This window comes from Burkholderia sp. Leaf177, assembly GCF_001424345.1.
Taxonomy (GTDB): Bacteria; Pseudomonadota; Gammaproteobacteria; order Burkholderiales; family Burkholderiaceae; genus Caballeronia.
In genome coordinates, this window is the sequence record NZ_LMPF01000021.1 from 687,946 (window position 1) to 711,457 (window position 23,512).

Sequence of the window (23,512 nt, forward strand, 5' to 3'; positions counted from 1 at the left end):
TCTCATGATCGCAGTCACTGGCGCCACCGGCCAACTCGGCCGTCTTGTCATCGAAGCATTGTTGAAAACCGTGCCAGCCGCGCAGATCGTCGCTGCGGCGCGTAGTCCGGAAAAAGCATCCGATCTCGCCGGCCGCGGCGTTCAGGTCCGGCGCGCGGACTACGATGATCCCGCCACGCTTGACGCCGCGTTCGCCGGCGTCAAGAAGTTGCTGCTGGTTTCATCGAGCGAAGTTGGCAAGCGCGGAGTTCAACATCGCGCGGCGATCGATGCGGCGCGCCGCGCCGGCGTGGAACTGATTGCCTACACAAGCGTGCTTCACGTCGATACCTCGCCGCTCGGCCTTGCGGGCGAACATCGCGAAACGGAAGCGGCGCTGCGCGATTCGACCGTGCCGTTTGTCGTTCTGCGCAACGGCTGGTACACGGAAAACTACACGGGAAGCCTGGCGGCGGTGCTTGAACACGGCGCCGTTCTAGGCGATTCGGGCGATGGATTGATTTCATCGGCAGCGCGTGCGGATTATGCCGAAGCGGCCGCCGCCGTGTTGACCGAAGGTGAGCACGCAGGTCGCATCTATGAACTGGCTGGCGACACGGCCTATACGCTCACCGATTTTGCCGCCGAAGTGGCGCGTCAGTCGGGTAAGGCCGTGGTGTATCGGGACATGTCCGAGGCCGAGTACAAAGCGGCTTTGGTTGGTGTCGGTTTGCCCGAACCGGTTGCTGATCTGATCGCTGACTCGGGAACCGGCGCGGCAAAAGGCGCGCTCTTCGATGACAACCATCAACTGAGTAAGCTCCTCGGCCGTCCAACGACACCGCTGGCTGCTGTCATTGCTGCGGCACTTGCAAAGTAATCATCCTGAAATGAGCGCGGTCGAGATGAAGGCCGCGCTCATACATTAGCGCAAAGTTATGCGCGCTTAGGCTGCCTCGTATACTTATCAGATGTAGCGTTTTTTGTTGTCAAACGGCCGTACCGCTGGTAGCCTCCCTTCAAGCTATTGAAATCAAAGCATAAATACGCCATGTCGGCAGCCGCCACACCGCCAGTCATTCACAACGCCGAAAACCGCGCGTCGATAAAACGACTTACGCGGCAGCACTTCGCGTTGTATCGCGGGTATCTGGACGGCGTGTCGGTCGAACAGCTGCATGCCACTTACGGTGATACCACCACCGACGTCCGCGCGACGCGACGCCTCATCGGACTATTGCGCGACACGCTTTCAAGCGCTGCCCGCCGTACCCGCGATGTCGAAGCCACGCATCTGCTACGCCTCCGACCCGGCAGCATCCCCGCACGCGTGGGCGCGAGCACCACGCCCACGCTTGAGGCGTATCGCGAGGCGATCGATCCGAACGGGTTTCATAGCGAAGCCGAATTGCTGGAGCTTTATCGGGCGGAATACTCGCGAGAAAATGCGCCGCTGGATCGGCGCATATCGAGGAATGCACGGCTTCGCCGCCGTCAGGCGGACGCGCTCGCGCGGATGGAAGCCAGTCTGGTCCAGGCGCCGCAGCCCGATCACCTGGTATCGAGCTGGCTTGAACCCGCGATCGCTAGCCGGCTGCACCGAGCACATATATATACACTCGCGGATTTGCTGGGTTTTATCGAACGCCGTGGGCATCGCTGGCATAGCGGTGTGGAGCGAGTCGGGCCGAAGGCGGCGCGGCGGGTTATCGACTGGCTTTCGCTTCATGCAGATTCGCTAGGTCACACTTTGTCGCAACGGGCGGTCACTCCCCGCCGACACTTGGACAGTAGTGACCCGGCGCTTGCCCGGCCGCGGGAAATGGGGATCGTGCCGCTCGAAGCGCTCGACGTTCCGACTGGACTAAATGGCTCGGCAGGCATCAATCGCGCAAAGCGATCCGCTCCGGACGGCGATTTCAATACAGATTTGCAGGCGCTCAATGCGTGGCTTGCGGGCCATCAGCATAGCCCGCACACGGTTCGTGCCTACAGGCGTGAGGCCGAGCGGCTGCTTCTTTGGGCAATTTACGCGAAGGAAAAAGCGCTTTCATCGTTGGATCACAACGATTGCGCCGAGTACATCGAGGCGTTCTTAAACGATCCGCAACCGGCCGTGCAGTGGGTCGGTAGCGCGAAAATCGAGCGAACCCATCCGGATTGGCGCCCGTTTATTGGCGGCCTCTCCGATCGCAGCCGGGAAACGGCGCGGGCAATCCTGCGCGCGATGTGCGAATGGCTGGTGGATCGAAGCTACCTAGAAAGCAACCCTTTCTCGGGCTGCGCGAAGGTTGCAACGGGTCCGCGAATCGATGTTGCTGGCCGTTCTCTGAGTCTTCGTCAATGGAACACGGTCGTTCAGACGAACACGCGCGCCCGGTATTCGCGCCAAGAATTACGAAATTTTCTGGCGTTGCAACTGGCGTACGCGACCGGGCTTAGACGAGCGGAGTTGGCCGACTGCACTACGGGGCAACTGGTTCGTACGACACGGAGTGGTTCCGGAAGCAAACATTGGCAACTTTGGGTCGCGGGCAAAGGCCGCCCGGGCCGCCGCATTTCTATTCCCGATTCCGTGATGGCATTGCTTATCGCCTTCCTGCAGGCGCGGGATCTGCCCGGGAATCCGGCCGCTTGCGCTCCCAATACTCCCCTTCTCGCGAATTTCCGCACGGGCCAAGCTCTCACCGCAGATGGGCTCGGGCAGGTATTTCGCCAGTTGTTGCGTGGATCAAAGGCAAATTGGAACCGCGGCTTCTTCGGTCCACAAAGTGGTTTCCGCAATCCAAGCACGCACTGGATCCGCCATACGCATTCTCATCACACTCTTAAACAGGGAGAGAGCTGCCAAGAAGTTCGCATCCGTTTGGGTCATGCCCACATTTCGACGACGCGGCTTTATCTGAAGTCCTCTTCTTGAACTGAACCCGTAATACACTTTCCTCCCTAGGAATCCGGCCCAAACCCCCGGCGCCGAGCTCATTCCGCAGACCTAAAACGGGTTCTACAACCCGTTATCCCTCAAGTCGTTTCTCAGGTTTTTGCCCCGAGCCCATTACCCGCGTGCCTTTGCGGCAATTCGGCTGCGGCAAAGTTTACTTGCGTTTACTCCGTATACCTCTTAGTCTTCGGTTACCGTCGGTTCTACCTTTTGAGAAAGAATCCACGTTTTTGGTAGAACCAGCACCACCGGGAAGAAACACATGGATATCAACCTTTCGACGCCACCTATCGAGGTGACGCCGGACGATCTCGTCAATTTGGCGGCGCGCTCTGCCAAGATGCTCGAGCGCATTCGCACGCAAATGCTCCAACCGTTTCCGCGGAAGGTTGCCCCGGTGTTTCCGAGCGGCAAACTCCAGGAACTGTGCGGCATCGATAAAGCTCGCTTCTCCTATCTGATTAAGAAAGGCGAACTTCCGCAAGGGACGCAGGAAAAGCCGGGGGCCGCCCGGCAATTCACGTTGGCGGAAACCATCGAGTGGGTACGGGCAGAACGCAAACCCAGACAGCGTCCGGAAGGTAAAAAAGGCAAGGTCATCGCCATTGGCAACTTCAAGGGCGGCGTAACTAAAACTACAACGTCCATGGTTCTTGCACAAGGCTTGTCGTTGCGGCACGGACGGCGCGTGTTGCATATCGACATGGACCCGCAGGGCAGTGCTACGACGCTGTACGGGATCAACCCCCACGCGGAGATCAATGGCGACCAGACCATTTTGCCGCTGGTCGAAGCGTACGTAAATGGCGAGCCGTTCAGTATGAAGGATCTTCCAATGAAGACGTATTGGAAAAACCTCGACCTGATTCCTTCTTCGACAGATCTTTTCAATGCCGAATTCATGCTTCCGGCACGCGTTCACGCGTCGCCGAGCGCGAAATTCTGGAACGTTCTGAACGACGGATTGGAAGACCTCAAGGACGAGTACGACTACATCATCATCGATACAGCGCCGACGCTTAGCTACCTCACCATCAATGCGCTGTTTGCCGCAGACGGCGTCATTGTCCCGGTAATGCCGGACACGCTTTCGTTTGCATCGATGGTCCAGTTCTGGTCGCTTTTCTCCGACATGGTCTCCGGCATGAAGCAGTTCGGAGAATCCGCCGATGAAGCCAAGGTGTTTGATTTCATCGATATTTTGGTGACGCGCATGCCGAACAAGGCTAACGCATCCATCGTTCGAGACTGGGTAATCACCACGTACGGGGAACGTGTCCTGCCGGTGGAGATTCCGGAAACGGATCTCGCGCGCACGACAACGAACGATTTTTCGACGGTGTACGACTTCCCGAACTATGACGGGAACGCGGCGACGCTACGGCGAATCCGTGTGCCGTATGACCAAGTTGTGGATTTGATCGACAGCAAGGTTTGTTACCTCTGGGACAAGGAGTAAGCATGTCTACAGCAGCGAAACAAAAGGCCAAGGCCGCAGGTATCCGACTCGATGACGACACTCTGGATACACCGTCTGAGCCACTCGCTCCGCGCACGGCGCCGGGGCAGTTGATCGGACTGCAGGGTCGCGTACACAGTCAGCAGGCGGAGATTGAAAAGCTGAAACGTGCGCTTGAACAGCGCGCGCCCGGCAAGCTTCCACTCGATAAGCTTCACGAGATCCCCGGCCGCCGACGGAGGCTTACGGCTGCGGAGTACGCCGAACTTAAAGCCAACCTGACGACCTACCCGCTCGCGCAGCCCATCACGGTCCGTGAGCGTCCCGACGGTGAGTACGACATCGTCGCCGGCCACAATCGCGCGTCGGTTTATCGGGAATTAGGACGGACTGAGATCGACGGCATTGTTCTAGACATTGATGCCTCGATGGTTGAGTACGCCGCTTTCTTCTCGAATTTGCTCTCTCCGACGCTATCGGATTTCGAGAAATTTTGGGGATTCAAGTCGCTTCAGGATTCGACTGGCATTACGAAAGAGGAACTCGCACGGGCGGCCGGCATTAGCGACTCGCACGTTGGCCGGATCATGAAATTCGATCTTCTGCCCGACGAAAGCAAAGAACTGCTAGCAACCCGTCCTGAACGCCTCGGAAGCAACGCTGCGGAACAGATGGCAAAGGCCGTCGCAGAAGGCAGGGAAGCCAAGGTGAAGGCAGCTATCGAAAGATTGATAAGCGATGACGCCTTTACCCAAGCGCAAGCGATTGCCGCAACGAAAGCAGACCGCGTACAGCGTGAACACGCTGAACCCTTGGTGGTTCGTCGCGGCAACAAAAAGATATGCCAGATTTCCGCTCGCAATGGTGTAGTCGGTGTTTCCTTCTCGGGCAGTGCTGCAGAGGAAGCAGACCACTGGGCCGAGAAAATCCGGACATTCATCGAAATGGAACTTGAGAAACAATGATCCCTAGTAGGGAACTCATTGAAATCAACGACTTAGATAGAAAGCGGTAATTGACTCACAGAAATTTGAGCATGCCTTGAATTCTCCCTACTAGGGAAGCCTTATAAATCATGGATTTGGCTCAACGACCGAGAACAAAGATGACTTGATCTAACGCAGAAAGACAAAAGCCTTCGGCAGGAACCGAAGGCTTTTGATTTAACCGGGCTTCGCTGTCGCTTGCCCACTGCTGCACTTCTCCGACGGGAATCGGATAAAGGCCCAACACCTCGAAGTGTATCGGATAGCGATCGGCAGTCAAGCGTTTCTCTTCCATTTTCTAAGAAATGGACGTGTGACATGCTTATCGCGCAACATTCCGTTGCTGGCGAGGGGGTCCTGCACCCTCTTCCAGTTCACGACGATTCCGTCGACACCGATCAGACCGCGCTGGATGAATTTCTAGCAGGTCAATCAAATTTGCCTTGGGTCGTATTTCGGGCAGCACACCGCGCAGCGAACTTTCCAACTCTCCCGGCACGAGCTCGCGCCGTGTTGGCAGCGCTCGCACGCACCGTCGACGCCAACAATCCGTACGCATCCATATTCGCCCGCCGCGAGCTTCTCACCGGCCGCGCGATGCAGTCGATGCGGACGTTTTACAGAAGCCTGGACGACCTCGAAGCTGCTGGTCTGATTGAGCGCGCACCACAAAAACGATACGGCACTGCCGGGTTGTTTGGACGTGCCTATCTCCACTTAACCGAACGCTCTGCAATCGTCCTGGGTTATATCGCGACGGCTAACGAAATCGAAACGACTGAGATCGATCATTCGAGTGGCAACGATCACAACACCTCTGCTTCGACTTTTGGAACTCCGTGTGCCAGCGTGGCAGACGGAGCTATATATAAGGATCTATTCCCTAAGAATCAAAAGAGACAACCAGGACGCCTCCCTGCCGACCTTGAACGCTTGCTAAGTCTGGGGTTTCGTGAATTTTTGATTTTCAAACTCATGCGTGAAGCAAAGATGCATGCGAAGCTGCTTTCAGATGTGGTCGAGGCAACCTGGGTACATCTGAAACAGGCCAAGCATCCAATAAGTTACTTGCGAGCGCTGCTGCGTTCTTCCGTGGATTTTGGGCATCAGATCCGCGCAAAACGTACCGTCGAGGATAAGAAGGCGCGCGAGAACGCGCGGCGTGCGCAGATCGAAGCCACGGTGCGCCAATGCGTTGGCCAGGTTTTTATCGATGCAGACGAAACTAGACTCGTCGAGGTTTCTTGCGATGGCCAATCAATCACCGTCCACAGTCACCGGGAAGTATCGCCGCGTGTCGCGGCGGTGCAGTGGAATGAATCCTTTGCGGCTGCGATTAAAGGAAATGTCCTGAAGCAGGCAACGCCGCAACAAATCATTGGCTTCAAGGATAAGTGCCCCCAGGGCGCAGTTCATCCTAACGCTGCACACGCAGCAAAATTCACCTTCGACCAACCGCGAAACCGTACGGCCGATATCAGCGGCAGGCTTAGTGAAATGAAACGCACGCTAAGGGCAGCGTGCGCCGGAGTCGCTCGCGTGAGCAAGTCCGCAAATGCCGATAACGCCCCGTTGCAAGATCGTGTTTTGTTGCATGCCAACCTATGATGACCGACATGTCCATCGAGTCATGGACATGAATCCTGACGCGTGCACGCTGATGTGTGATTGCGAAACCGGCGACGTTTTTCAATGCAGGACTGTTATCGACTGCGAACAAAATTTACAGCCGATATCTGAATTTGTACCGCTCCTGCACACTGAACAGACTTCTTGGGAAAGGAAAAAATGAGCTGGGCAAAAACGGCACCAGGGGAGCTATTGCAACTAACGGTCGAATCGGTGTTGCCATTGAAAGCTTATCCGCAGCACGCCCCGGAAGAACAACGGCGACGTTACCCGTTGCAAACCGCGCTCTATCCAGTGGAGAGACGTGCTCTGCATACCAGCTTACCTGGCACGGGATATATATCGAAAGCATTTAACAACTCACGCATGCAAAAAATCCTAGCGGTGCCCGCGGAGTTAAATCGTGTTGCAAATCCATTCGTATCGCGTGAAGCGAAGACCAAATCCGCGACGCATCAAGAACCCGCGACAACGTGCCTGAAACAGGCAAATCTGGCGGAAACTAATGACGGTAGTTCTTCAAATGACAGGGCTGTCGCCCGACAACAAAACAGCCCTAACTCTATTACTTGGCTAGCCAGAGACACAAATGCAAACGATGGTGCGGCCAAAGCCGAAGCAATCACGACAGCTGGAATCAACGCCTTGAACGTGATCGAACCTCCTTGAATGTTGTAGCAGACGTATATGCAAACAGCAGGCCAGCTCAGTATTCACTTAAAAATTCCTGCGATTCGAACGGGTGACGCAACAATTTCTCTAAAAATATCCTCCAAACCACGGCGCCTTTACAAAGTCAGCAACCACAAATTTCCTCCGCATAAACAACACCACCTCGTTTTACACAGCCACTGCAAAATCCCGCCTAACCCCTGAGCCGCCCACGATATATCCCTGCGCCACATCTTTATTTCTATAACTTGTTTTTGAAAGTGGCCGCAAGCGCCTACGATGAATCCTTGAACGCATCAATTCGATGTCGTGAGCAGCTCACAACCTGACGGTCCTAGATGGTCATGTCCTTCGACGCTCTTGAAATCAGCGTATCCATGCCACTCGGCTCATCTAAGCCTTCAACGCCGATCGCTCGCGGCGACGACGCCTATGAGCGGATTCGTCGCGACGTACTTTCTTGCAAGCTGATGCCCGGCTCCACAGTTACGGAAAGCCAGCTGATGTCGGAGTATCAGATCGGCAAGACGAGTTGCCGTATCGCGCTCGTACGCCTCGCGCATGAAGGGTTCGTGCGCTCGTTGCCCCGGCAGGGCTACCGTATTGCGCCGATCACACTGAAGGACGTCGAAGAAGTATTCGCGTTACGCGTTCAGCTCGAGCCGCTAGCGGCTCGACTCGCGTGCGGTCGTGTAGATGTGGATTTGCTCAGACGCCTGGAAGCTGCGTGCCGCGTGCCACATCCCGAGCGCGCATTGTCAGCACAGATCGACACATTCCTCGATGCCAATCGCGAGTTTCACCTTGCAATCGCGGCGGCGAGCGGCAACGAACGTTTGCATAAGACGCTCGCAAGCCTGCTCGATGAAATGTCGCGTCTCGTGGCTTTAGGTTTCGGCGTGCAAGGCACGAAGCCCGAGATCAAGCACGACCATAACGCAATGATCGATGCATTTGTCGCTGGCGATGAACGCCGTGCCGAGACCATCGCGCGCCGTCACATCGAGACGTTCCAGAGCATGACAATGGAAAAAGTCTACGCCAGCCTTTCGAGCGCCGGGGCATCGCTGCCGCTTTACACGGTCGCGGAGTTGCGCCGATGAGCGCTGCGATTTCCCTTCGCGGCGTAGGCAAGCATTTCGGATCGCTGCAAGTACTGGACGGGGTTTCCTTCGATGTCGGCCAGAGCGAGATCGTGGCGCTGCTCGGCACTTCCGGGTGCGGGAAAAGTACGTTGCTTAATATCATCGCGGGATTGATCGAGCCGGGCGATGGCGAGCTGTGGATAGATGGTAAGGAAACCGAAGGAATAAAAGACCGCAACGCGCTGTCTTATATGTTCCAGGAAGACCGCTTGCTGCCATGGCGCACGGCTCGCGCAAACGCGGAGTTCGGCCTCGAAGCCGCTGTCCCCGCCATACCCGCGAACGAACGGCATGCTCGCGCGGACGCGGTGCTCGATCTCGTCGGCCTGAAAGGTTTCGCCGATGCCCATCCGCATCAGTTATCCGGCGGCATGCGCAGCCGTGTCGCATTGGCCCGGAGTCTGGTCACGGCTCCGCGCATCCTGTTGATGGACGAACCGTTCTCCAAGCTCGATCCGCAAATGCGCACGCAGATGCACGAGGAACTGCTGCGCATCCACGCAATGCAGAACATGACCGTGCTGTTTGTCACGCACGACGTGGAGGAAGCGATCGCGCTTGCCGACCGAGTGGTGGTGCTCGCGCCGCGTCCTGGACGCGTGCGCGAGATCGTCAACGTCGATTTGCCGCGTCCACGCAGTGCCACAGAGCCCGCCGTCGCCGAAGCGATCCGCCAATTGCGTCTCATGATCTGACCTATGTCCACTGTCCCACGAAGTTCGTTTGCCTCGACGGTCGCGCAACGCGTCACGCTCGTCGTGTTGCTGCTGGCGGCCTGGTGGCTCGCGTCGCTGCGCATGCCGCAGTTCGTGCTGCCCGGGCCGCAAAGAGTCGCGCACGCGTTTGCCGCGCTCGTGCAAAGCGGTACGTTTTTCGATGACTTGGGCGTCACGCTGTATCGCGTGGTCGGGGGATTTTTGCTGGCTGCAATCGTGGGCGCGCCGCTTGGAATCGCCCTCGGTTCGAATCCGCGCGTGGCGCATTTTTTCGAGCCGCTGCTGTCGATTGTGAATACGGTTTCGTCGGCGATCTGGGCGGTATTCGCAATCATCTGGTTCGGCATCTCGAATGCAACGACCATCTTCGTCGTGTTCATGACGGCCATGCCGCTGATCCTGACCAATGTATGGCAAGGCGCGTTGACCGTCGATAACAATCTGGTCGAACTAGCCCGCAGTTTTCGCATGTCGCAGACGCAGATCATGCGCAAGATTTTCCTGCCGACCATCCTGCCGCATTTCTTTGCGGGCGCACGGCTCGCGTTCGGGTTCGGCTGGCGCGTGTCGCTGGTCGCGGAGACCATTGGGTCGTCGAACGGGATTGGTTATCGCTTGCGGCAAGCTGCAGATCTCGTGCAGACCGATCAGGTTTTCGCGTGGACCGTGACGCTGGTCGTCTTGATGCTTGCACTCGAAGCCGGCGTGCTGAAGCCGCTCGAACGGCGCTTGTTCCGATGGAAAAAAACCGACTGAACCAACGGGGAATGAAAAAATGAAGAGTCTGTATTTATTCAGGAGAGCAGTGCTTTTTGCGGCTATTACTGCTGGCGCGACGTTAGGCGCTGTGCAGACGGCGCACGCAGAACCGATGCGCATCGGCTATTGGACAAGCGGCGTGAGTTTGGGTTTCGGCGCCGTTCTGGAAGCGCAGAAATTTCTGCAGCAACGCGGCCTGGACGTGACTTTCGTGCATTTCTCCGATGTCAACGCGCCCAATCGGGCGCTTGCGGCGAATGCGATCGACTTTGCGTTCGCGGCGCCGGCGTCGGCAGTGTTCAGCACCGCGGCCGATGGCGTGCCGCTCAAGATCGTGCTCGCAACACAACCCGCGGACGTCGAGTTCGTCGCGCCTGAAGACTCGCCCATCAAGTCGCTCGCCGACCTGCGTGGCAAAAAAGTTGGCATGTCGCCGCCGGGCAGCTCGGTTGCATCGATAGCAACAGCGGTCCTGCAGGGCAACTACGGTATCAAGCCAACTGACTTTTCCATCGTTCCGGGAAATGAAGGACGCCTCGCGCAGTTCCTCGTGCAAAAACAGGTCGATGCCGCCGCGTTGCGCTCCGTGACCATCGCGCAATTGAAGGAACTGAAGGTGAAGCGCCTCGGCAGTTTCGGCGGCGAATGGAAGAAGCTTACGAAGTCGGACGCAACGCCGTACATCGGCGTGAGCGCGATTCGTGCGGACTATCTGGCGAAGCATCCGCAAGACGTGGCGAAGCTGATTGCGGGCATGCGTACCGCTTTGCAGTGGGGTGCCGCGCATCAGAACGACGTCGCCGCGATCCTGCAGAAAAGCGCGAACTTGCCGGCCGAAGACGCGCAGGCTTATGCCGCGCGCTGGTCGGATATCAACCGCGTGACGTTCGAGCCGATCGATCTGGAAACGCTTAAACGCGAGCATCAAATCTTCGTGGACGGTGGCGTGATCAAAGGTGCATTACCCGCCGATCTCTTCGATACAGCGCCGTACGCCGCATCGAAATCAATTCAATAACGTGGAGAAGACACTGTGACAAACGCGATACCGTCGACCATGAAAGCGCTCGTATTGAACGAGCATGGCGATCTCGATCAACTGCATGTGGTCAGCGACAAACCCGTACCCAAAGCAACGCCCGGACATGTCGTGATCCGCGTGCGCGCATCGTCGTTCAACTATCACGATGTATTCACCGTGAAGGGCATGCCCGGAATCAAGGTGCCTTTTCCGGTTGTGATCGGTCTGGACATGGCCGGCGAGATTGCAGAAGTGGGCGAGGGCGTCGAAGGCTGGAAGGCGGGCGATCGTGTGCTCGTGAATCCGCTTTATCCCGAGAAAGGCTTGATGGGTGAAATGCTCGATGGCGGCATGGCGCAATATTGCCTCGTGTCTGTCGGACAACTGATTAATTTGCCCGATGCCGTGAGCTACGATGCTGCATCCGCGTTGCCGGTCGCCTACGGCACGGCGCACCGCATGCTCGTCACGCACAAGACCGTGAAAGCCGGCGACCGCGTGCTGATTCTCGGCGCAAGCGGCGGAGTGGGAACGGCGTGCATTTTGCTCGCGAAGCAATTGGGCGCCGAAGTGATCGCGTGCGCCGGCAGCGACGAAAAATGCGAGCAGCTAAAAGCGCTCGGCGCCGATCAGACCGTGAACTACAAGACCACCGATTTCTCGAAGTGGGCGATCGGACAGTACGGCAAACCGCAGCGCCGGACGTATGACGGCGGCGTGGATGTCGTCGTGAACTTCACCGGCGGCGATACGTGGGTACCGTCTTTGAAGTGCCTCAAGCGCGGCGGCACGCTGCTGGTTTGCGGCGCGACGGCCGGACATGCGCCGGCCGAAGACCTGCGATACATCTGGAGCTTCGAGCTGAAGATCATCGGCTCGAACAGTTTCTACGATGAAAACCTGCGCGCGCTGCTCGACCAGATCGCGACGGGCGAACTCGTGCCTGCCATCGACCGGACGTTGCCGCTCGAAGAAGCCGCCGAAGGATTGCGACTGATCCGCGATCGCGAAGTGCTGGGCAAGGTCGTCGTCAATCCGTAATTCAATGCTGAAAGGAACATCATGAGTGAAGCAACTTTGCCGGGCGCGCAGGAAATCGAGGCACGCCTTCGGCGTGGTCCGTTCCATGAATGGCTCGGGTTGAAAGTGGTATCGGTAGGCGAGGGCGAGATCGAGCTCACCGCGACGTGGCGCGAAGAATGGGTCGTGAATCCCGACAAGGGTTATACGCATGGCGGCGTGCTCGCCGCGCTCGTGGATCTCGCGGCGGACTGGGCGCTGGTATCGAAGACCGGACGCGGCGTGCCGACCATCGACTTGCGCGTCGATTATCATCGCGCGGCGTTCAAGGGTGACCTGACCGTAAAGGGCAAGGTGATCAAGTTTGGATCGCAAGTGTCCGTGGCGGAAGCGCAAGTGTTCGATAAAGACGGCAAGCTCGTAGCAAGCGGACGCGGCGCGTATTCCACAGTGACGGCGTCGCCGGCAACGTGATGCTCGCGCTCGATCATCTGGTCATCAACACGCGCTTCGATACCGACGCTGCTCAGGCCATCTTCGAGCAACTCGGTTTCACGGTCGCGCCGCGCGGGTACCACACGCTCGGCTCGATCAACCACGCGATCGTGCTCGGCGACCACTACCTTGAACTTATCGGCTTGCCCGCCGATGGCAAGACTGTGCGCGAGGAGATCCTGAACAGTCCGCTCGGCGCCGACGGTCTCGTCTTTCGCACGGATGATCCTGACGCGACCTTTATGAACTTGCAGCAATCCGGCTTCGATGCCACACCGCCGCAAACTTTTTCGCGGCCGGTCGAACCCTTGGGCGTTGCACGCTTCACGACCGTGCGCATGAAGCCCGGTCAACTTGATGGCGGCCGGGTATATTTTTGCCAGCATCTGACGCCCGAACTCGTGTTCCGCGACGAATGGCAGCGGCATGCGAACGGTGTTACGAGCTTGAGTGCGCTGCATCTGATCGATGTAGCGCCCGAACCGTACGTGCAGCTTGGAGAGATCGCGCCGGGATTCGGGCTGGTGTACTGGACGCGTGAAACCTTCGACGCGCATTTCGGCGCAATGGCTGCGCACGTCGCGGCGCGCGGACCGCGTTACGCCGCAATCACGGCGCGTACGCCGGCCTGGCGATCCATGGAACAGAAAGCGAATGCGGCCGGCTTGCCCGCTCACGCCGATGCCGATCGCGTACTCGTTGCCCTGCCGCGCTTCGATACCTTGCTGGAATTCAAGCCATGACGTTGCCTACCAATCTCGGCGCGCTGATATCCCGGGACGGCGCCGACCAGGACGCCGTTGCGATCATCGGGCTCGACGATGCGTTCAACGCGCGTCAATACACTTTCGCGGAACTCGATGCCACCGCGAACGCCGTCGCGCATACGCTTCACCAGCAATATGCGCGTGGTGATCGCATTGCGGTCCTCGCGGCCAACTCCGCGGAATACGTTGCCACTGTGCTCGGCATCATGCGCGCGGGACTTGTTGCCGTGCCTGTCAATTACAAGTTCCCCCGGGCGTTGATTGCGGACGTCATCGCCGATAGCGGTGCCCGGTTGGTATTCAGTGATCCGAAACGATTCCCCGACGCACCTATTGCGCTACCGCGAGTCGTATTCAATAGCGCGGATAGCACGCACGGTTTCGATGCTTTTATCGCCGAGGAAAAATCGCATGGCGATCCCTTCAAGCCGATCGTTCCGAATGAAAACGAAGCCGCGCTGTTCCTCTATACATCCGGTTCGACGGGGCGGCCCAAAGGCGTCGTGCTCTCCCATGCAAGTCATTTGTGGGTCGTCGAGACGCGCCTTTCGGCCCAGCCTCTGACACGCGAGCGCGTGTTGATCGCCGCGCCGCTCTATCACATGAACGCGCTTGCGCTCGCGTTCCTGGCGCTTGCCGCGCGCGCCACAACCGTGCTGATGCCTGCCTTCAACGCGCGCAATTACATTCGCGCTATCGATACATATCGCTGCACATGGCTCACCTCCGTGCCCCCGATGATCGCGATGATGATGCAGGAGCGCGATCTGCTTGCGCAGACGGATCTTTCGTCGGTGCGTTTCGTGCGCATGGGTTCCGCGCCGGTCAGCGGCGCGTTGCTCGACCAGATTCGCACGTTGTTGCCGAACGCCAAAGTGATCAACGCATACGGTACGACCGAGGGTGGGCCGGTCGTGTTCGGACCGCACCCGGGCGGTTTGCCCACGCCGCCGCTTGCCATCGGCGCAGCTCATCCGCTGGTGCAGCTTCGTCTTGTCGATACAACCGGGCAGCCGGTTGACGAAGGCGAACTGGAGATGCGCAGCCCAGGGCTGATGAACGGTTATCACAATCGCGCGGATCTAGTGCCGCCGATCACGCCGGACGGTTTTTATCGAACGGGCGATGTTTTTCGACGCGATGAAAACGGCTTCTATACGTTCATCGGACGACGCGACGATATGTTCGTTTCGGGCGGTGAAAACATCTTTCCCGGCGATGTGGAGAAGATGCTGGAGCGGCATCCGCTGATTCAGCAAGCGAGCGTCATTCCTGTTGACGACGCCATCAAGGGCACGAAGCCTGTTGCGTTTATCGTGCGAAAACCGGGTGCGGAATTGAGCGCGGAAGCGGTGAAAAAGTTTGCGCTCGAACACGCGCCTGCGTACCAGCATCCGCGCCAGGTCTGGTTTGTCGATGGGTTTCCGCTTGCATCGACCAACAAGATCGACCGGGCGGCACTGAAGCGGGACGCGGCGAAGCGATTGGCGGAAGAGGGCTAGGGCGCCTAGCCCGAACCCCGCTCTAATCCCTCAAAACGAGTGGTTAATACCCACATAAACGCCCGACTGGTTTCCACCTGGCGTGGGATTGTCGGCGCTCGTCTGGCTGTTTGCTTCCAGCGAAAAGTTCGCACCGTTGCTGTTGCGTACGGTCGCGGTCGTTGCATACAAAAAGGTGCGCTTCGAGAAGTTATATGTGGTGCCGATCTCGAACATGGTCGCGCGACCGCCGCCCTGCAATGCATCGCCATTCGTGTTGATATGGAACACGGCAGCCGTCGTCGCGAACACCGGCGTCCATTGATAGGTCACGCCGCCCCATTCGTGATCGCCGGACGTCGGCGCGCCCGCCACGGTGGCGTCCGCGTGCATGTGCGTGTACGCCGCCTGCAACTTGAACTTGCCCACGTACGCGTTCACCATCGCAATGTATTCCCGCGAGTACAGGAACAGGTCGGAGAACCGGCCATTCGCGTCGCGCATTTCATCGAAGATGCCGCGGACCTGGAAATACTGCCGCGTGTAAGTGAGCTGGATGCCGTCGGAGCGGCCGTAGTCGGCAAAGGTGCCGTCGGCGTTCTTCTGTCCCTGGTTGAAACTTGTGGTATTGCCAAGCGAGTATTGGCCGAGTACATCGACGCCATACCAGTTCGGCGATTGATACTGGATGTTGTTGCTCGTCTTGTTCCAGTTGCGGCTGCGCACGAGTGACGCCGATGACCACGCTTGCTGCACGAACGGATCGAAGTCCCACACGCCGTTCGATATCGCGAGCATGCGGCCGAGCGTAAATGTGCCGTATGTATCGTTGGCAAGTCCCACGAAGGCGTAACGTTGGTACAGACGGCCGTTGGTGTCGCCGGCAGTCCCGTCGCTCGTGTTGATGCCGGATTCCAGCTTGAAGATAGCCTTGTTGCCGCCGCCGAGGTCTTCGGAACCTTTCAGGCCGAACAATCCCGTGCCCCATTCGCCGCTTGCAAGCCGCCAGCGGCTATGACCGCCGACGTTGCTCATGTATTCCACGCCGTTGTCGATACGCCCGTACAGCGTGACACTCGATTGCGCTTGCACGCTGCTGACGCCCGCGCAACCGACAACGGCTGCGATCCACAATTTTTTCATCGTCCCCTCCGGATTTCGGAAGCGCTCGCCGTCTATGGAATCACTTTGTAGCGACCGCTTCAAACGGAGCGAAGGATACACGCGCAAACGAAAACCTGCATTTTCGACCGATTGAGGCCGGCGCGGACAAGCGCGGACAAATCAGGCGCGCCGTCTGAACCAGCCCGTAAGCGATAACCTCTCGCGCGTCGCAGGCAGCACTTCGTGCAGCATGTCGGTCGATAAAAACACGGCGATCCGGTTGGCGACGGGCAAGATGTCCCGAACGCTGGTGCCGCCCATCGCGTGGGCGTCGTCCAGATGCAGACGCAGTGCGCCGCCGTGCTGAGGTTGCCAGTCCGCATTCAAATAGACGATGACCGATACCACACGCGTGTCGTCATCGCGGAAACGATCGCGATGCTGTTTGTACGACGCTCCCGGCGGATAGAACGCAAAGTGGCTTTCGTATTCATCGAGTCCGAGAAAGAGTTCGCGATTCAACCCCGTCCGCAGTGTTTCTATGATCGCCAGATACTGGTCGCAGGCTTCGGATTGACCCGCTTGCAGCCACTGGATCTGATCGCCGCGAATCTCGGGTTGCAGCGTGCGCGCTGCGCCGTGACCCACGCCGGCGCGCGTGAGCGATCCTGCCGCCGCCAGCGCCGCGCATTCCTGCGCGAGCGCCACAACGAGTTCCGGCGGCAAAAAGGCGTCGTGCTCTGCCCAGCCATGTTGATGAACGGCATCGGCAATCTGTCGATGCACATCGTCTGCGTGCATTTCGGAATGCGCCGGGGAGAGCAAACGGGTCACTGCGTGTTCCATGGAACGAAGTTGCGGGTGGAAATTCGGACGTCTCGTGCAAAGCGAAAATCGGCGGGATGCGGCTTGAAACCGAGCGAAAGATATTAACACCGCGGCCTTATTTCCCTGCGCGCAATGCATAGAAGAAAAAAGTAAAAGCGCTTCGTTGACCCGCGCCCGTCGCGCCACGCATCATGCCTCGACACTTTCCATTTCGGCTTCAAATGTCCGCGAAACCTCCCCGCTTCGGCATCTGGGCGCTCGTCCACGGCAGCCGTGCAGCGCTTCAAGATCCCGACGAGCCTTACGATGCTTCCTGGGCTCGCAATCGCAACCTGATCCTTGAAGCCGAACGTCTCGGCTTCGATGCCACGCTGATTGCGCAGCACACGATCAATCCCCACGATGAAAATCTCGACCAGCTCGAAGCGTGGACGGCATCGGCGGCGATCGCGGCGCTGACCACGCGCATCGAGATCATCACGGCAATCAAGCCTTATCTCTATCATCCGGTCGTGCTCGCGAAAATGGCGCTGCAGATCGAGGAAATCAGCGGCGGGCGTTTCGCGCTCAATCTCGTCAACGCATGGAACCGGCCGGAACTGGCGAAGGCCGGTATCGGCTTCGCGGAACACGACGAACGTTACGCCTACGGCCACGAATGGATCAGCGTGGTGAGCGCGCTTTTGCGCGGCGAACGCACGACCTTCAAGGGCCGTCATTTCAATGTCGAAGACTACCTGCTGCGGCCGGCAAGCGCGTATCGCGAGCGTCCGCGAATCTATGTGGGCGGCGAATCCGAGCCGGCGCGCGCGCTGGTCGCGGACAAAGGCGATGTCTGGTTCATCAACGGCCAGCCGCTAGATGACGTGAAGCATCTGATCGCCGATGTCGCCGCTCGCCAACGTCAAGGCGCCGCGCTACGGTTCGGGTTATCGGCGTTCGTGATCGCGCGCGAGACGGAAGCCGAAGCGCAGGATCATCTTGATCACCTCTTCGAACTCGCTGCGAAAGATGCGCCGTTGCGCGCCATCGTGAAGCAGAATAGCGATCCGAAAACGGTGATGCACCAGACCTTCAGCAAGTCGGCGCGAGTGGGAACGAACGGCGGCACGGCCGCGGGTCTGGTCGGAAGTTACGCGACGGTCGCTGAGCGCATCGTGGAGTTTCATCGGGCGGGGATCGAATTGTTCATGCTGCAATTCCAGCCTTTCGAATCCGATATGCGCCGCTTCGCCGAAGAGGTCATTCCGCGCGTGCGCGAGCTTTCGGCAGCGCGGAAATCTCAGTAAAGGTCAGTCTTCAGACGGCCGGGAAGGGCGCGATCGTAGGCATCGGCATCGAAACCGCTGTCGCTCACGTTCTTGAGCATTGCGCCGGCGCTCGGCAAGCTCGCCCGATCCACGTGCTTGTCCGCATTCCACAAGTCCGATCGCACGACCGCCTTCGAGCAATGGAAATAAACCGACTCCACGTGCACCAGGATCACCGTGCGCGGCGGCTTGCCGTTCACGCTGAATGAAGCAAGCAGATCGCTGTCGTCGGCAATCGATGCGCGCCCGTTCACCCGCATCATTTCTCCCGCTCCCGGCACGAGGAACAGCAACGCAATGCGCGGGTCGTGCACGAGATTCCTGAGTGTATCGATGCGGTTATTGCCCGGGCGATCCGGAATGGCGAGCGTGTGTGGATCGAGAATACGCACGAAGCCGGTGGCGTCGCCTTTGGGCGAACAATCGAGTCCGTCTTCCCCCGCCGAAGCCAGCATGACGAAGGGCGATGCAAGAATGAACGCGGCGTAGTCTTCGCTGATGTACGAGATTTCCTTGCGCACGGATCGCTCGTTCGGTTTTCCGTAGATGTTTTCCAGCTCTTCGACGTTCGTCAGCATGGCCGTGGTCCGTGAGTGCTTATCCGCGTAGATTAGCACTCGAATACGGCATCAACGCGACACCACGGGTTCACGCCTCGCAGGCAACCTGCGCTGTCAATCCAGCGCTTTCTGGAACGTTTCGTCCATGCATGCAACCGCGATCAGGCCGAGCGCACCGCAGCCGATCACATACCACGCCGGCGCGAGCACGCTGCCCGTCACGATGATCAACGACGTCACGAAGAACTGCGCAAAGCCGCCGAAAACCGCTACGCCGAAGCTATACACCACGGCGCCGCCCGTCGCGCGGACGGATCGTGGAAAGAGTTCGCCGAGCATGGCGCCCACGCCGCCGATGTTGATCGCGTGAACCGCCGACAGCAGCGCGACCACGGTGATCAGTGTGCTGGCCGTTGGCCACTTGTTCAGCGCGACAAACGCCGGATAGATTGCGAGCATGAGGATGATTCGCGTTATTTGCGCAAGCGGTTTGCGTCCAAACCTGTCGGTCAGGTAACCACCGAACGGCGCCAGCACGAAGATGATCGCGCCCGACAAACATCCCGAAAGCATGGCTGTTGCCGGCGGCAGACCGAGCGTCTTCACGCCGTAAATAGACAGATAAAACACGATGATGAAATGCGCCGCCGTCCCGGCGATCGTCAGGCCGAGCCCCGTTAAAAGCGCGCGGCGATGGTTGCGGATTACATCGATGAGAGGAAGTTTTGGCGGCTTTGGCAAGAGCGTGCGCGGCGGTTCTTCTTCGAGCGTATGACGCAACCACCAGCCGACCGGCACGATCAAGGTGCCGATGACGAACGGCACGCGCCATCCCCAGTTTTCGAGTTGCGCGGGCGTGAGGCTGGCCGTCAGCGCGACGCCGGTCAGTGCACCGGCAAGCGCTGCCAATCCCTGGCTCGCGAACTGCCACGCTGCATAAAAGCCGCGCCGGTTGGGCGGCGCCTGCTCGATCAACAATGTAGTCGACGCTCCCACTTCGCCGCCCGCCGAGAATCCCTGTATCAGCCGCGCGATCACCAGGATCATCGGCCCCGCGACGCCCGCTTGCGCGTAGGTCGGCGCGACCGCGATCATCGCGGTGCCCAGAGCCATCAGGCCGAGCGTGAGGATCATCGCTTTCTTGCGTCCCGCACGGTCCGCATACATGCCGATCAACAATCCGCCGACCGGCCGCGTGAAAAAGCCGACACCGAAGCTTGCGACCGCGAGCAGCAATTGTCCGACCGGATCGTGCACCGGGAAAAACAGCTTGCCGATTACGAGCGCGAAGAATCCGTAGACGGTGAAGTCGTAGAACTCCAGCGCGTTGCCCACGGCCGCCGCGGTGACAATCCGCGCCCGGCTCTGCTTGCGCGCCGGAATGACGCCCGTTGCCACGTCGATATCGCGTAATGAAGGAATGCCCATGATTTTCTCGATGCGCGGTGCTGCGAATAGGGATGTCGTACGCCTTGGTCGGCTACTTGGTCGGCAACTTAGTCGGCTAAATACGCTTCGGCCAGCCGTACCCAGTAGCTCGCGCCAATGGCCAGCACGTCGTCGTTGAAGTCGTAGCCCGGGTTGTGGACCATGCAACTGCCTTTGCCTTCCATTCCGTTGCCAATCCACGCATACGAACCCGGCACAACCTGCAGCATGTAGGCAAAATCCTCGCTGCCCATCAACGGCGTGGCGTTGGTATCGACGCGTTGCGCGCCGAGCATTTTCGTGGCGACATCGGCGGCAAATGCCGTTGGGTCGGCGTGATTGAACAACACCGGATAACCCCATTCGTAGTCGATATCCGCCTCCACGCCGAACGCCGTGGCCTGGGCGCGCACGAGCGTTGCGATGCGATCGCGCAAGAGTTCGCGCACGGCGGGATCAAGCGCGCGGATCGAAAGTTTCATCTCGGCGGTCTGCGGAATCACGTTGAAGGTGTCGCCGGCCTTCACGCTGCCAACCGATATCACCGCCGACTTCTGTGAATCCACTTCTCGCGCCACGATGCTCTGCAACGCCAGGATGATCGCGCCGACCGCCGGCATGGGATCGCGCGCGAGATGCGGCAACGCGCCGTGGCCGCCAAGGCCGCGCAAGACGATGGTCGCGCGATCCGCCGACGCCATCGCGGGACCGGCGCAAAAGTTCATGCCGCCTGCTTCAAAGCCCGGCATGTTGTGCAGGCCGAAGATGGCGTCGCAGGGAAATCGCTCGAACAGCCCGTCTTCGATCATCACGCGCGCGCCGCCGTAGCTTTCCTCAGCCGGCTGGAAAATCACCGTGAGCGTCCCCGAGAATTGCCGGCTCTCCGCCAGATACCGTGCCGCGCACAGCAGCATGGCCGTGTGGCCGTCGTGACCGCACGCGTGCATGGTTTTCGGCACCGCGCTTGTATAAGGAAGGCCGGTCGCTTCCTCGATAGGCAGCGCGTCCATGTCGGCACGCAAGCCAATACGCATCTTGCCGGCGCCATGCTTAAGCACGCCGACCACGCCTGTTTTGCCGACGCCGCGCGTGACTTCATAGCCCCAATCGGCGAGCAGGCCAGCGACGAGATCGCTCGTTGCCTGTTCCTCGAAAGCGAGTTCGGGATGCGCGTGAATCTTCCTGCGAACGGCGATGAACTCTGGCGCAATGGCGGCAATGCCGGGAATGACGGGATCGACTGACAACATGACACGCTCCTTGAAGACGGGTGACTAACACCGGTCAAGCATATAAAGTCCGGGAGCAAACCAGAAGACAGCTAATTAAATTTGCGACTACCTTGGGTTGTCGGTAGAAACCCGGATTTGTCGCTAAAGAGATCCGACGCAGATGAAATACCATCAATTGCGAGCATTCCTGACGGTCGCCGAACAGGGCAGCATTCGCGCGGCGGCGCGCAGCCTGCATCTTTCGCAAGCCGCGTTGACCAAGGCGTTGAAAGAACTCGAACAGGACCTCGGCGTCCCGCTTGTCCTGCGCACCGCGCGCGGCGTGCAACTCACCGCGTTCGGGCAGCGGCTGCGAATTCGCGGGCAGATGGTGACGAGCGAAATGCGTCGCGCGGAAGACGACATCGCGCACATGAAAGGCGAGCTGACCGGAAGCGTCGCCGCGGCCATCACGCCGAGCGCGGCGTTATCGATACTGCCGAAAGCGTTCCAGATCTTCCGCGAGAAGATGCCCAACGCGCGCGTGAGTTTTATAGAAGGATTTCCGGGCGTGGCGCTGCCGCGTTTGCGCGATGGCTCGCTGGATTTCGTCGTGGCCGTCGTCAAGCCGGAACGTCTTGGTCCGGAGTTCGATTACATCGAAATGTACGAGAGCACGTCGGTGATCGTCGCCCGCGAAGGTCATCCGCTTGCGCGCTGTACGACGCTCGACGGACTTATCGATGCCGAATGGCTGCTCAATCCGTCGCCCGAAAGCTCGACGCGCGAACTGCTCGATTTTTTTGCCCAGCGCGGATTGCCGGAGCCGAAGCGGGTGATCGAGTGTCCGAGCTTCGTGATCGCGCACGGGCTTTTGCGCGGCTCGGACACCATCGCGGCTTTGCCCGCGCCGCTGCTGGATCACCCGTGGGTGGGCGATGGTCTCGCCGTGCTGCCAATAAACGATCTGCCGCCGGCCATTGCGATTGGCGTGGTGACGCGCCGCGACAGTCCGCTGACGCCAGCGGCATCGCTCCTGGTCGAATGCCTGCAGGACGTGGTTGCGCTGCGCCGCACGCTTATTTCACGAGATGCAGGCCCTTTGCCAGCACGACACCTTTCTCGCGATTGATGAGCCAGACATCGCCTACATTCGCGTGAAGTGTCGCGGTGCGCGTGGTGATGTCCGTGGGTTCTTCGTTGGTCGGATCGCTATGTTCGATGGTTTCGGTGAGGTAAGGCGGCACCACGCGGCAGATCAGGACGAGCGCGAGATCGCCATCGCCCGCAGCTTCGAACGCCGCCTCCGATAACCCGAAGCGCCCGCGCACGCTGGTCTTGTTGTGTTTGCCGGCGGTCGTATCGAGTTCGATCACATCGACATTCTGGATATACCCCTTCGCCTTCGCTTCCGCCGCGACGACGAGCTTGCGCCCGCGCGGGCCCATGATTGTTTTCTTCAGCACGACGGCGTCCGGGTGATCGCTGTCGGAGAGGTCCACGTCGACGGTCATGACGTGGATCTTCGAGCGGTACCTGATGCCATACGGCGCCGGGACCACGAATGCGAGGTCGCGGCTGAGCTTTGCGTCGTTTATAGCGGGATCGTGAAGCGTCTTGGGCAGCGCCGTGCCAATCAGGTCTTCCACGCGATGAGCAAACGTGCGCGTTTTTCCGGGCGTGAGCTTGTGGGCAAGCGCGTCCCTGACGGACACGGGATCGTCGCCGGTAAAACCTGGCGTGATGGTTACATCGACGGTTGCCGCCGAGGCCGAGGTCGGCGTTACGCCGCTGGCGGGCTGCCCGCGCGCTCCCGCCGATAAACACAAAAGCACGCAGGCGGCGTACAAGCTCGCTTGCCTGAATGGCTGAAGACGCATTAGCAGACTCCCATGGACATGAACGCGGACCGCTGGCTGTCTTCGTGCTGCAAGTGCGGCACATGAGCTTGCAATTCTATTCGATGGTGCGTGGCGCAAATAAATCGGCCGCTTGCGGTGT

Annotated in this window: 23 protein-coding genes; 16 read left to right on the forward strand and 7 right to left on the reverse strand. The window is 59.2% G+C overall.

All coding sequences use genetic code 11. From position 1 onward, the window contains the following. Positions 1–4: 4 nt before the first annotated feature. From ASG35_RS18515 to ASG35_RS18530, 4 genes are all read left to right on the forward strand, one after another. A complete protein-coding gene (locus ASG35_RS18515) occupies positions 5–859 on the forward strand; it encodes an SDR family oxidoreductase (RefSeq protein ID WP_056360475.1) in 855 nt (284 codons plus the stop codon). A gap of 171 nt (positions 860–1,030) precedes the next feature. Next, positions 1,031–2,899 carry a phage integrase family protein gene (locus ASG35_RS18520; RefSeq protein ID WP_056360478.1) on the forward strand — a complete coding sequence of 623 codons (1,869 nt, stop codon included), beginning with the start codon at positions 1,031–1,033 and terminating at the stop codon, positions 2,897–2,899. Between the two features lie 283 nt (positions 2,900–3,182). After that, positions 3,183–4,379 carry a ParA family protein gene (locus ASG35_RS18525; RefSeq protein ID WP_056360481.1) on the forward strand — a complete coding sequence of 399 codons (1,197 nt, stop codon included), beginning with the start codon at positions 3,183–3,185 and terminating at the stop codon, positions 4,377–4,379. A gap of 2 nt (positions 4,380–4,381) precedes the next feature. Then, complete coding sequence (locus ASG35_RS18530) at positions 4,382–5,344, forward strand: ParB/RepB/Spo0J family partition protein (protein ID WP_056360484.1); 963 nt, start codon at positions 4,382–4,384, stop codon at positions 5,342–5,344. 121 nt (positions 5,345–5,465) lie between these two features. Here the strand turns inward: ASG35_RS18530 and ASG35_RS18535 are convergent, their stop codons facing one another. After that, positions 5,466–5,645 (reverse strand): hypothetical protein, encoded by a 180-nt coding sequence (locus tag ASG35_RS18535; RefSeq protein WP_156393234.1) that lies wholly within the window; start codon positions 5,643–5,645, stop codon positions 5,466–5,468. Between the two features lie 38 nt (positions 5,646–5,683). Between ASG35_RS18535 and ASG35_RS18540 the strand changes: the two genes are divergently transcribed. The 10 genes from ASG35_RS18540 to ASG35_RS18580 all read left to right on the forward strand — a co-directional run bounded on the left by ASG35_RS18540 (position 5,684) and on the right by ASG35_RS18580 (position 15,091). Beyond that, entirely contained in the window at positions 5,684–6,973 is a 1,290-nt protein-coding gene (locus ASG35_RS18540; protein ID WP_056360493.1) for a hypothetical protein, read from the forward strand. 180 nt (positions 6,974–7,153) lie between these two features. After that, positions 7,154–7,663, forward strand: coding sequence for a hypothetical protein (locus ASG35_RS31465; RefSeq protein ID WP_156393235.1), 510 nt, complete (start codon positions 7,154–7,156; stop codon positions 7,661–7,663). Between the two features lie 347 nt (positions 7,664–8,010). Next, positions 8,011–8,769, forward strand: a complete 759-nt coding sequence (locus tag ASG35_RS18545) for a GntR family transcriptional regulator (RefSeq protein ID WP_268761128.1) — start codon at positions 8,011–8,013, stop codon at positions 8,767–8,769. Beyond that, positions 8,766–9,506, forward strand: a complete 741-nt coding sequence (locus tag ASG35_RS18550) for an ABC transporter ATP-binding protein (protein WP_056360496.1) — start codon at positions 8,766–8,768, stop codon at positions 9,504–9,506. Before ASG35_RS18545 ends, ASG35_RS18550 begins: the two co-directional genes overlap by 4 nt. A 3-nt stretch (positions 9,507–9,509) precedes the next feature. After that, positions 9,510–10,283, forward strand: coding sequence for an ABC transporter permease (locus ASG35_RS18555; RefSeq protein ID WP_056360499.1), 774 nt, complete (start codon positions 9,510–9,512; stop codon positions 10,281–10,283). 115 nt (positions 10,284–10,398) lie between these two features. Continuing rightward, positions 10,399–11,304, forward strand: coding sequence for an ABC transporter substrate-binding protein (locus tag ASG35_RS18560; RefSeq protein WP_235527588.1), 906 nt, complete (start codon positions 10,399–10,401; stop codon positions 11,302–11,304). A 39-nt stretch (positions 11,305–11,343) separates the two neighbouring features. Continuing rightward, entirely contained in the window at positions 11,344–12,348 is a 1,005-nt protein-coding gene (locus tag ASG35_RS18565) for a quinone oxidoreductase family protein (protein ID WP_200945754.1), read from the forward strand. A gap of 21 nt (positions 12,349–12,369) precedes the next feature. After that, entirely contained in the window at positions 12,370–12,801 is a 432-nt protein-coding gene (locus ASG35_RS18570) for a PaaI family thioesterase (protein ID WP_056360505.1), read from the forward strand. After that, the gene (locus ASG35_RS18575) at positions 12,801–13,565 is read left to right on the forward strand and encodes a VOC family protein (protein ID WP_056360508.1); all 765 of its coding nucleotides are present in this window, start codon (positions 12,801–12,803) and stop codon (positions 13,563–13,565) included. The genes ASG35_RS18570 and ASG35_RS18575 overlap by 1 nt, the downstream gene beginning before the upstream one ends. Then, complete coding sequence (locus ASG35_RS18580; RefSeq protein WP_056360511.1) at positions 13,562–15,091, forward strand: class I adenylate-forming enzyme family protein; 1,530 nt, start codon at positions 13,562–13,564, stop codon at positions 15,089–15,091. Before ASG35_RS18575 ends, ASG35_RS18580 begins: the two co-directional genes overlap by 4 nt. Positions 15,092–15,121: 30 nt before the next feature. On the opposite strand, the gene ASG35_RS18585 is transcribed toward ASG35_RS18580, so the two are convergent. Next, positions 15,122–16,213: a porin gene (locus ASG35_RS18585; RefSeq protein ID WP_056360514.1), complete on the reverse strand. Its 1,092-nt coding sequence runs from the start codon at positions 16,211–16,213 to the stop codon at positions 15,122–15,124. Positions 16,214–16,354: 141 nt separating this feature from the next. Beyond that, a complete protein-coding gene (locus tag ASG35_RS18590; protein WP_235527590.1) occupies positions 16,355–17,008 on the reverse strand; it encodes a 2OG-Fe(II) oxygenase in 654 nt (217 codons plus the stop codon). 215 nt (positions 17,009–17,223) lie between these two features. Here ASG35_RS18590 and ASG35_RS18595 point away from each other — a divergent pair, with 215 nt between their 5' ends. Further along, entirely contained in the window at positions 17,224–18,291 is a 1,068-nt protein-coding gene (locus ASG35_RS18595; RefSeq protein ID WP_056360516.1) for an LLM class flavin-dependent oxidoreductase, read from the forward strand. Here the strand turns inward: ASG35_RS18595 and ASG35_RS18600 are convergent. The 3 genes from ASG35_RS18600 to ASG35_RS18610 form a co-directional block, all read right to left on the reverse strand. Further along, positions 18,285–18,890 carry a pyridoxamine 5'-phosphate oxidase family protein gene (locus ASG35_RS18600; RefSeq protein ID WP_056360519.1) on the reverse strand — a complete coding sequence of 202 codons (606 nt, stop codon included), beginning with the start codon at positions 18,888–18,890 and terminating at the stop codon, positions 18,285–18,287. The two genes, ASG35_RS18595 and ASG35_RS18600, sit on opposite strands and share 7 nt — an antisense overlap. A gap of 96 nt (positions 18,891–18,986) precedes the next feature. Next, complete coding sequence (locus ASG35_RS18605) at positions 18,987–20,300, reverse strand: MFS transporter (protein WP_056360522.1); 1,314 nt, start codon at positions 20,298–20,300, stop codon at positions 18,987–18,989. A 68-nt stretch (positions 20,301–20,368) separates the two neighbouring features. After that, complete coding sequence (locus ASG35_RS18610) at positions 20,369–21,550, reverse strand: M20 aminoacylase family protein (protein ID WP_056360525.1); 1,182 nt, start codon at positions 21,548–21,550, stop codon at positions 20,369–20,371. 142 nt (positions 21,551–21,692) lie between these two features. On the opposite strand from ASG35_RS18610, the gene ASG35_RS18615 reads away from it, so the two are divergent. Beyond that, positions 21,693–22,643, forward strand: coding sequence for a LysR substrate-binding domain-containing protein (locus ASG35_RS18615; RefSeq protein WP_056360528.1), 951 nt, complete (start codon positions 21,693–21,695; stop codon positions 22,641–22,643). On the opposite strand, the gene ASG35_RS18620 is transcribed toward ASG35_RS18615, so the two are convergent. Then, a complete protein-coding gene (locus tag ASG35_RS18620; protein ID WP_056360532.1) occupies positions 22,591–23,391 on the reverse strand; it encodes a hypothetical protein in 801 nt (266 codons plus the stop codon). The genes ASG35_RS18615 and ASG35_RS18620 overlap by 53 nt on opposite strands. Positions 23,392–23,512: the final 121 nt, after the last annotated feature.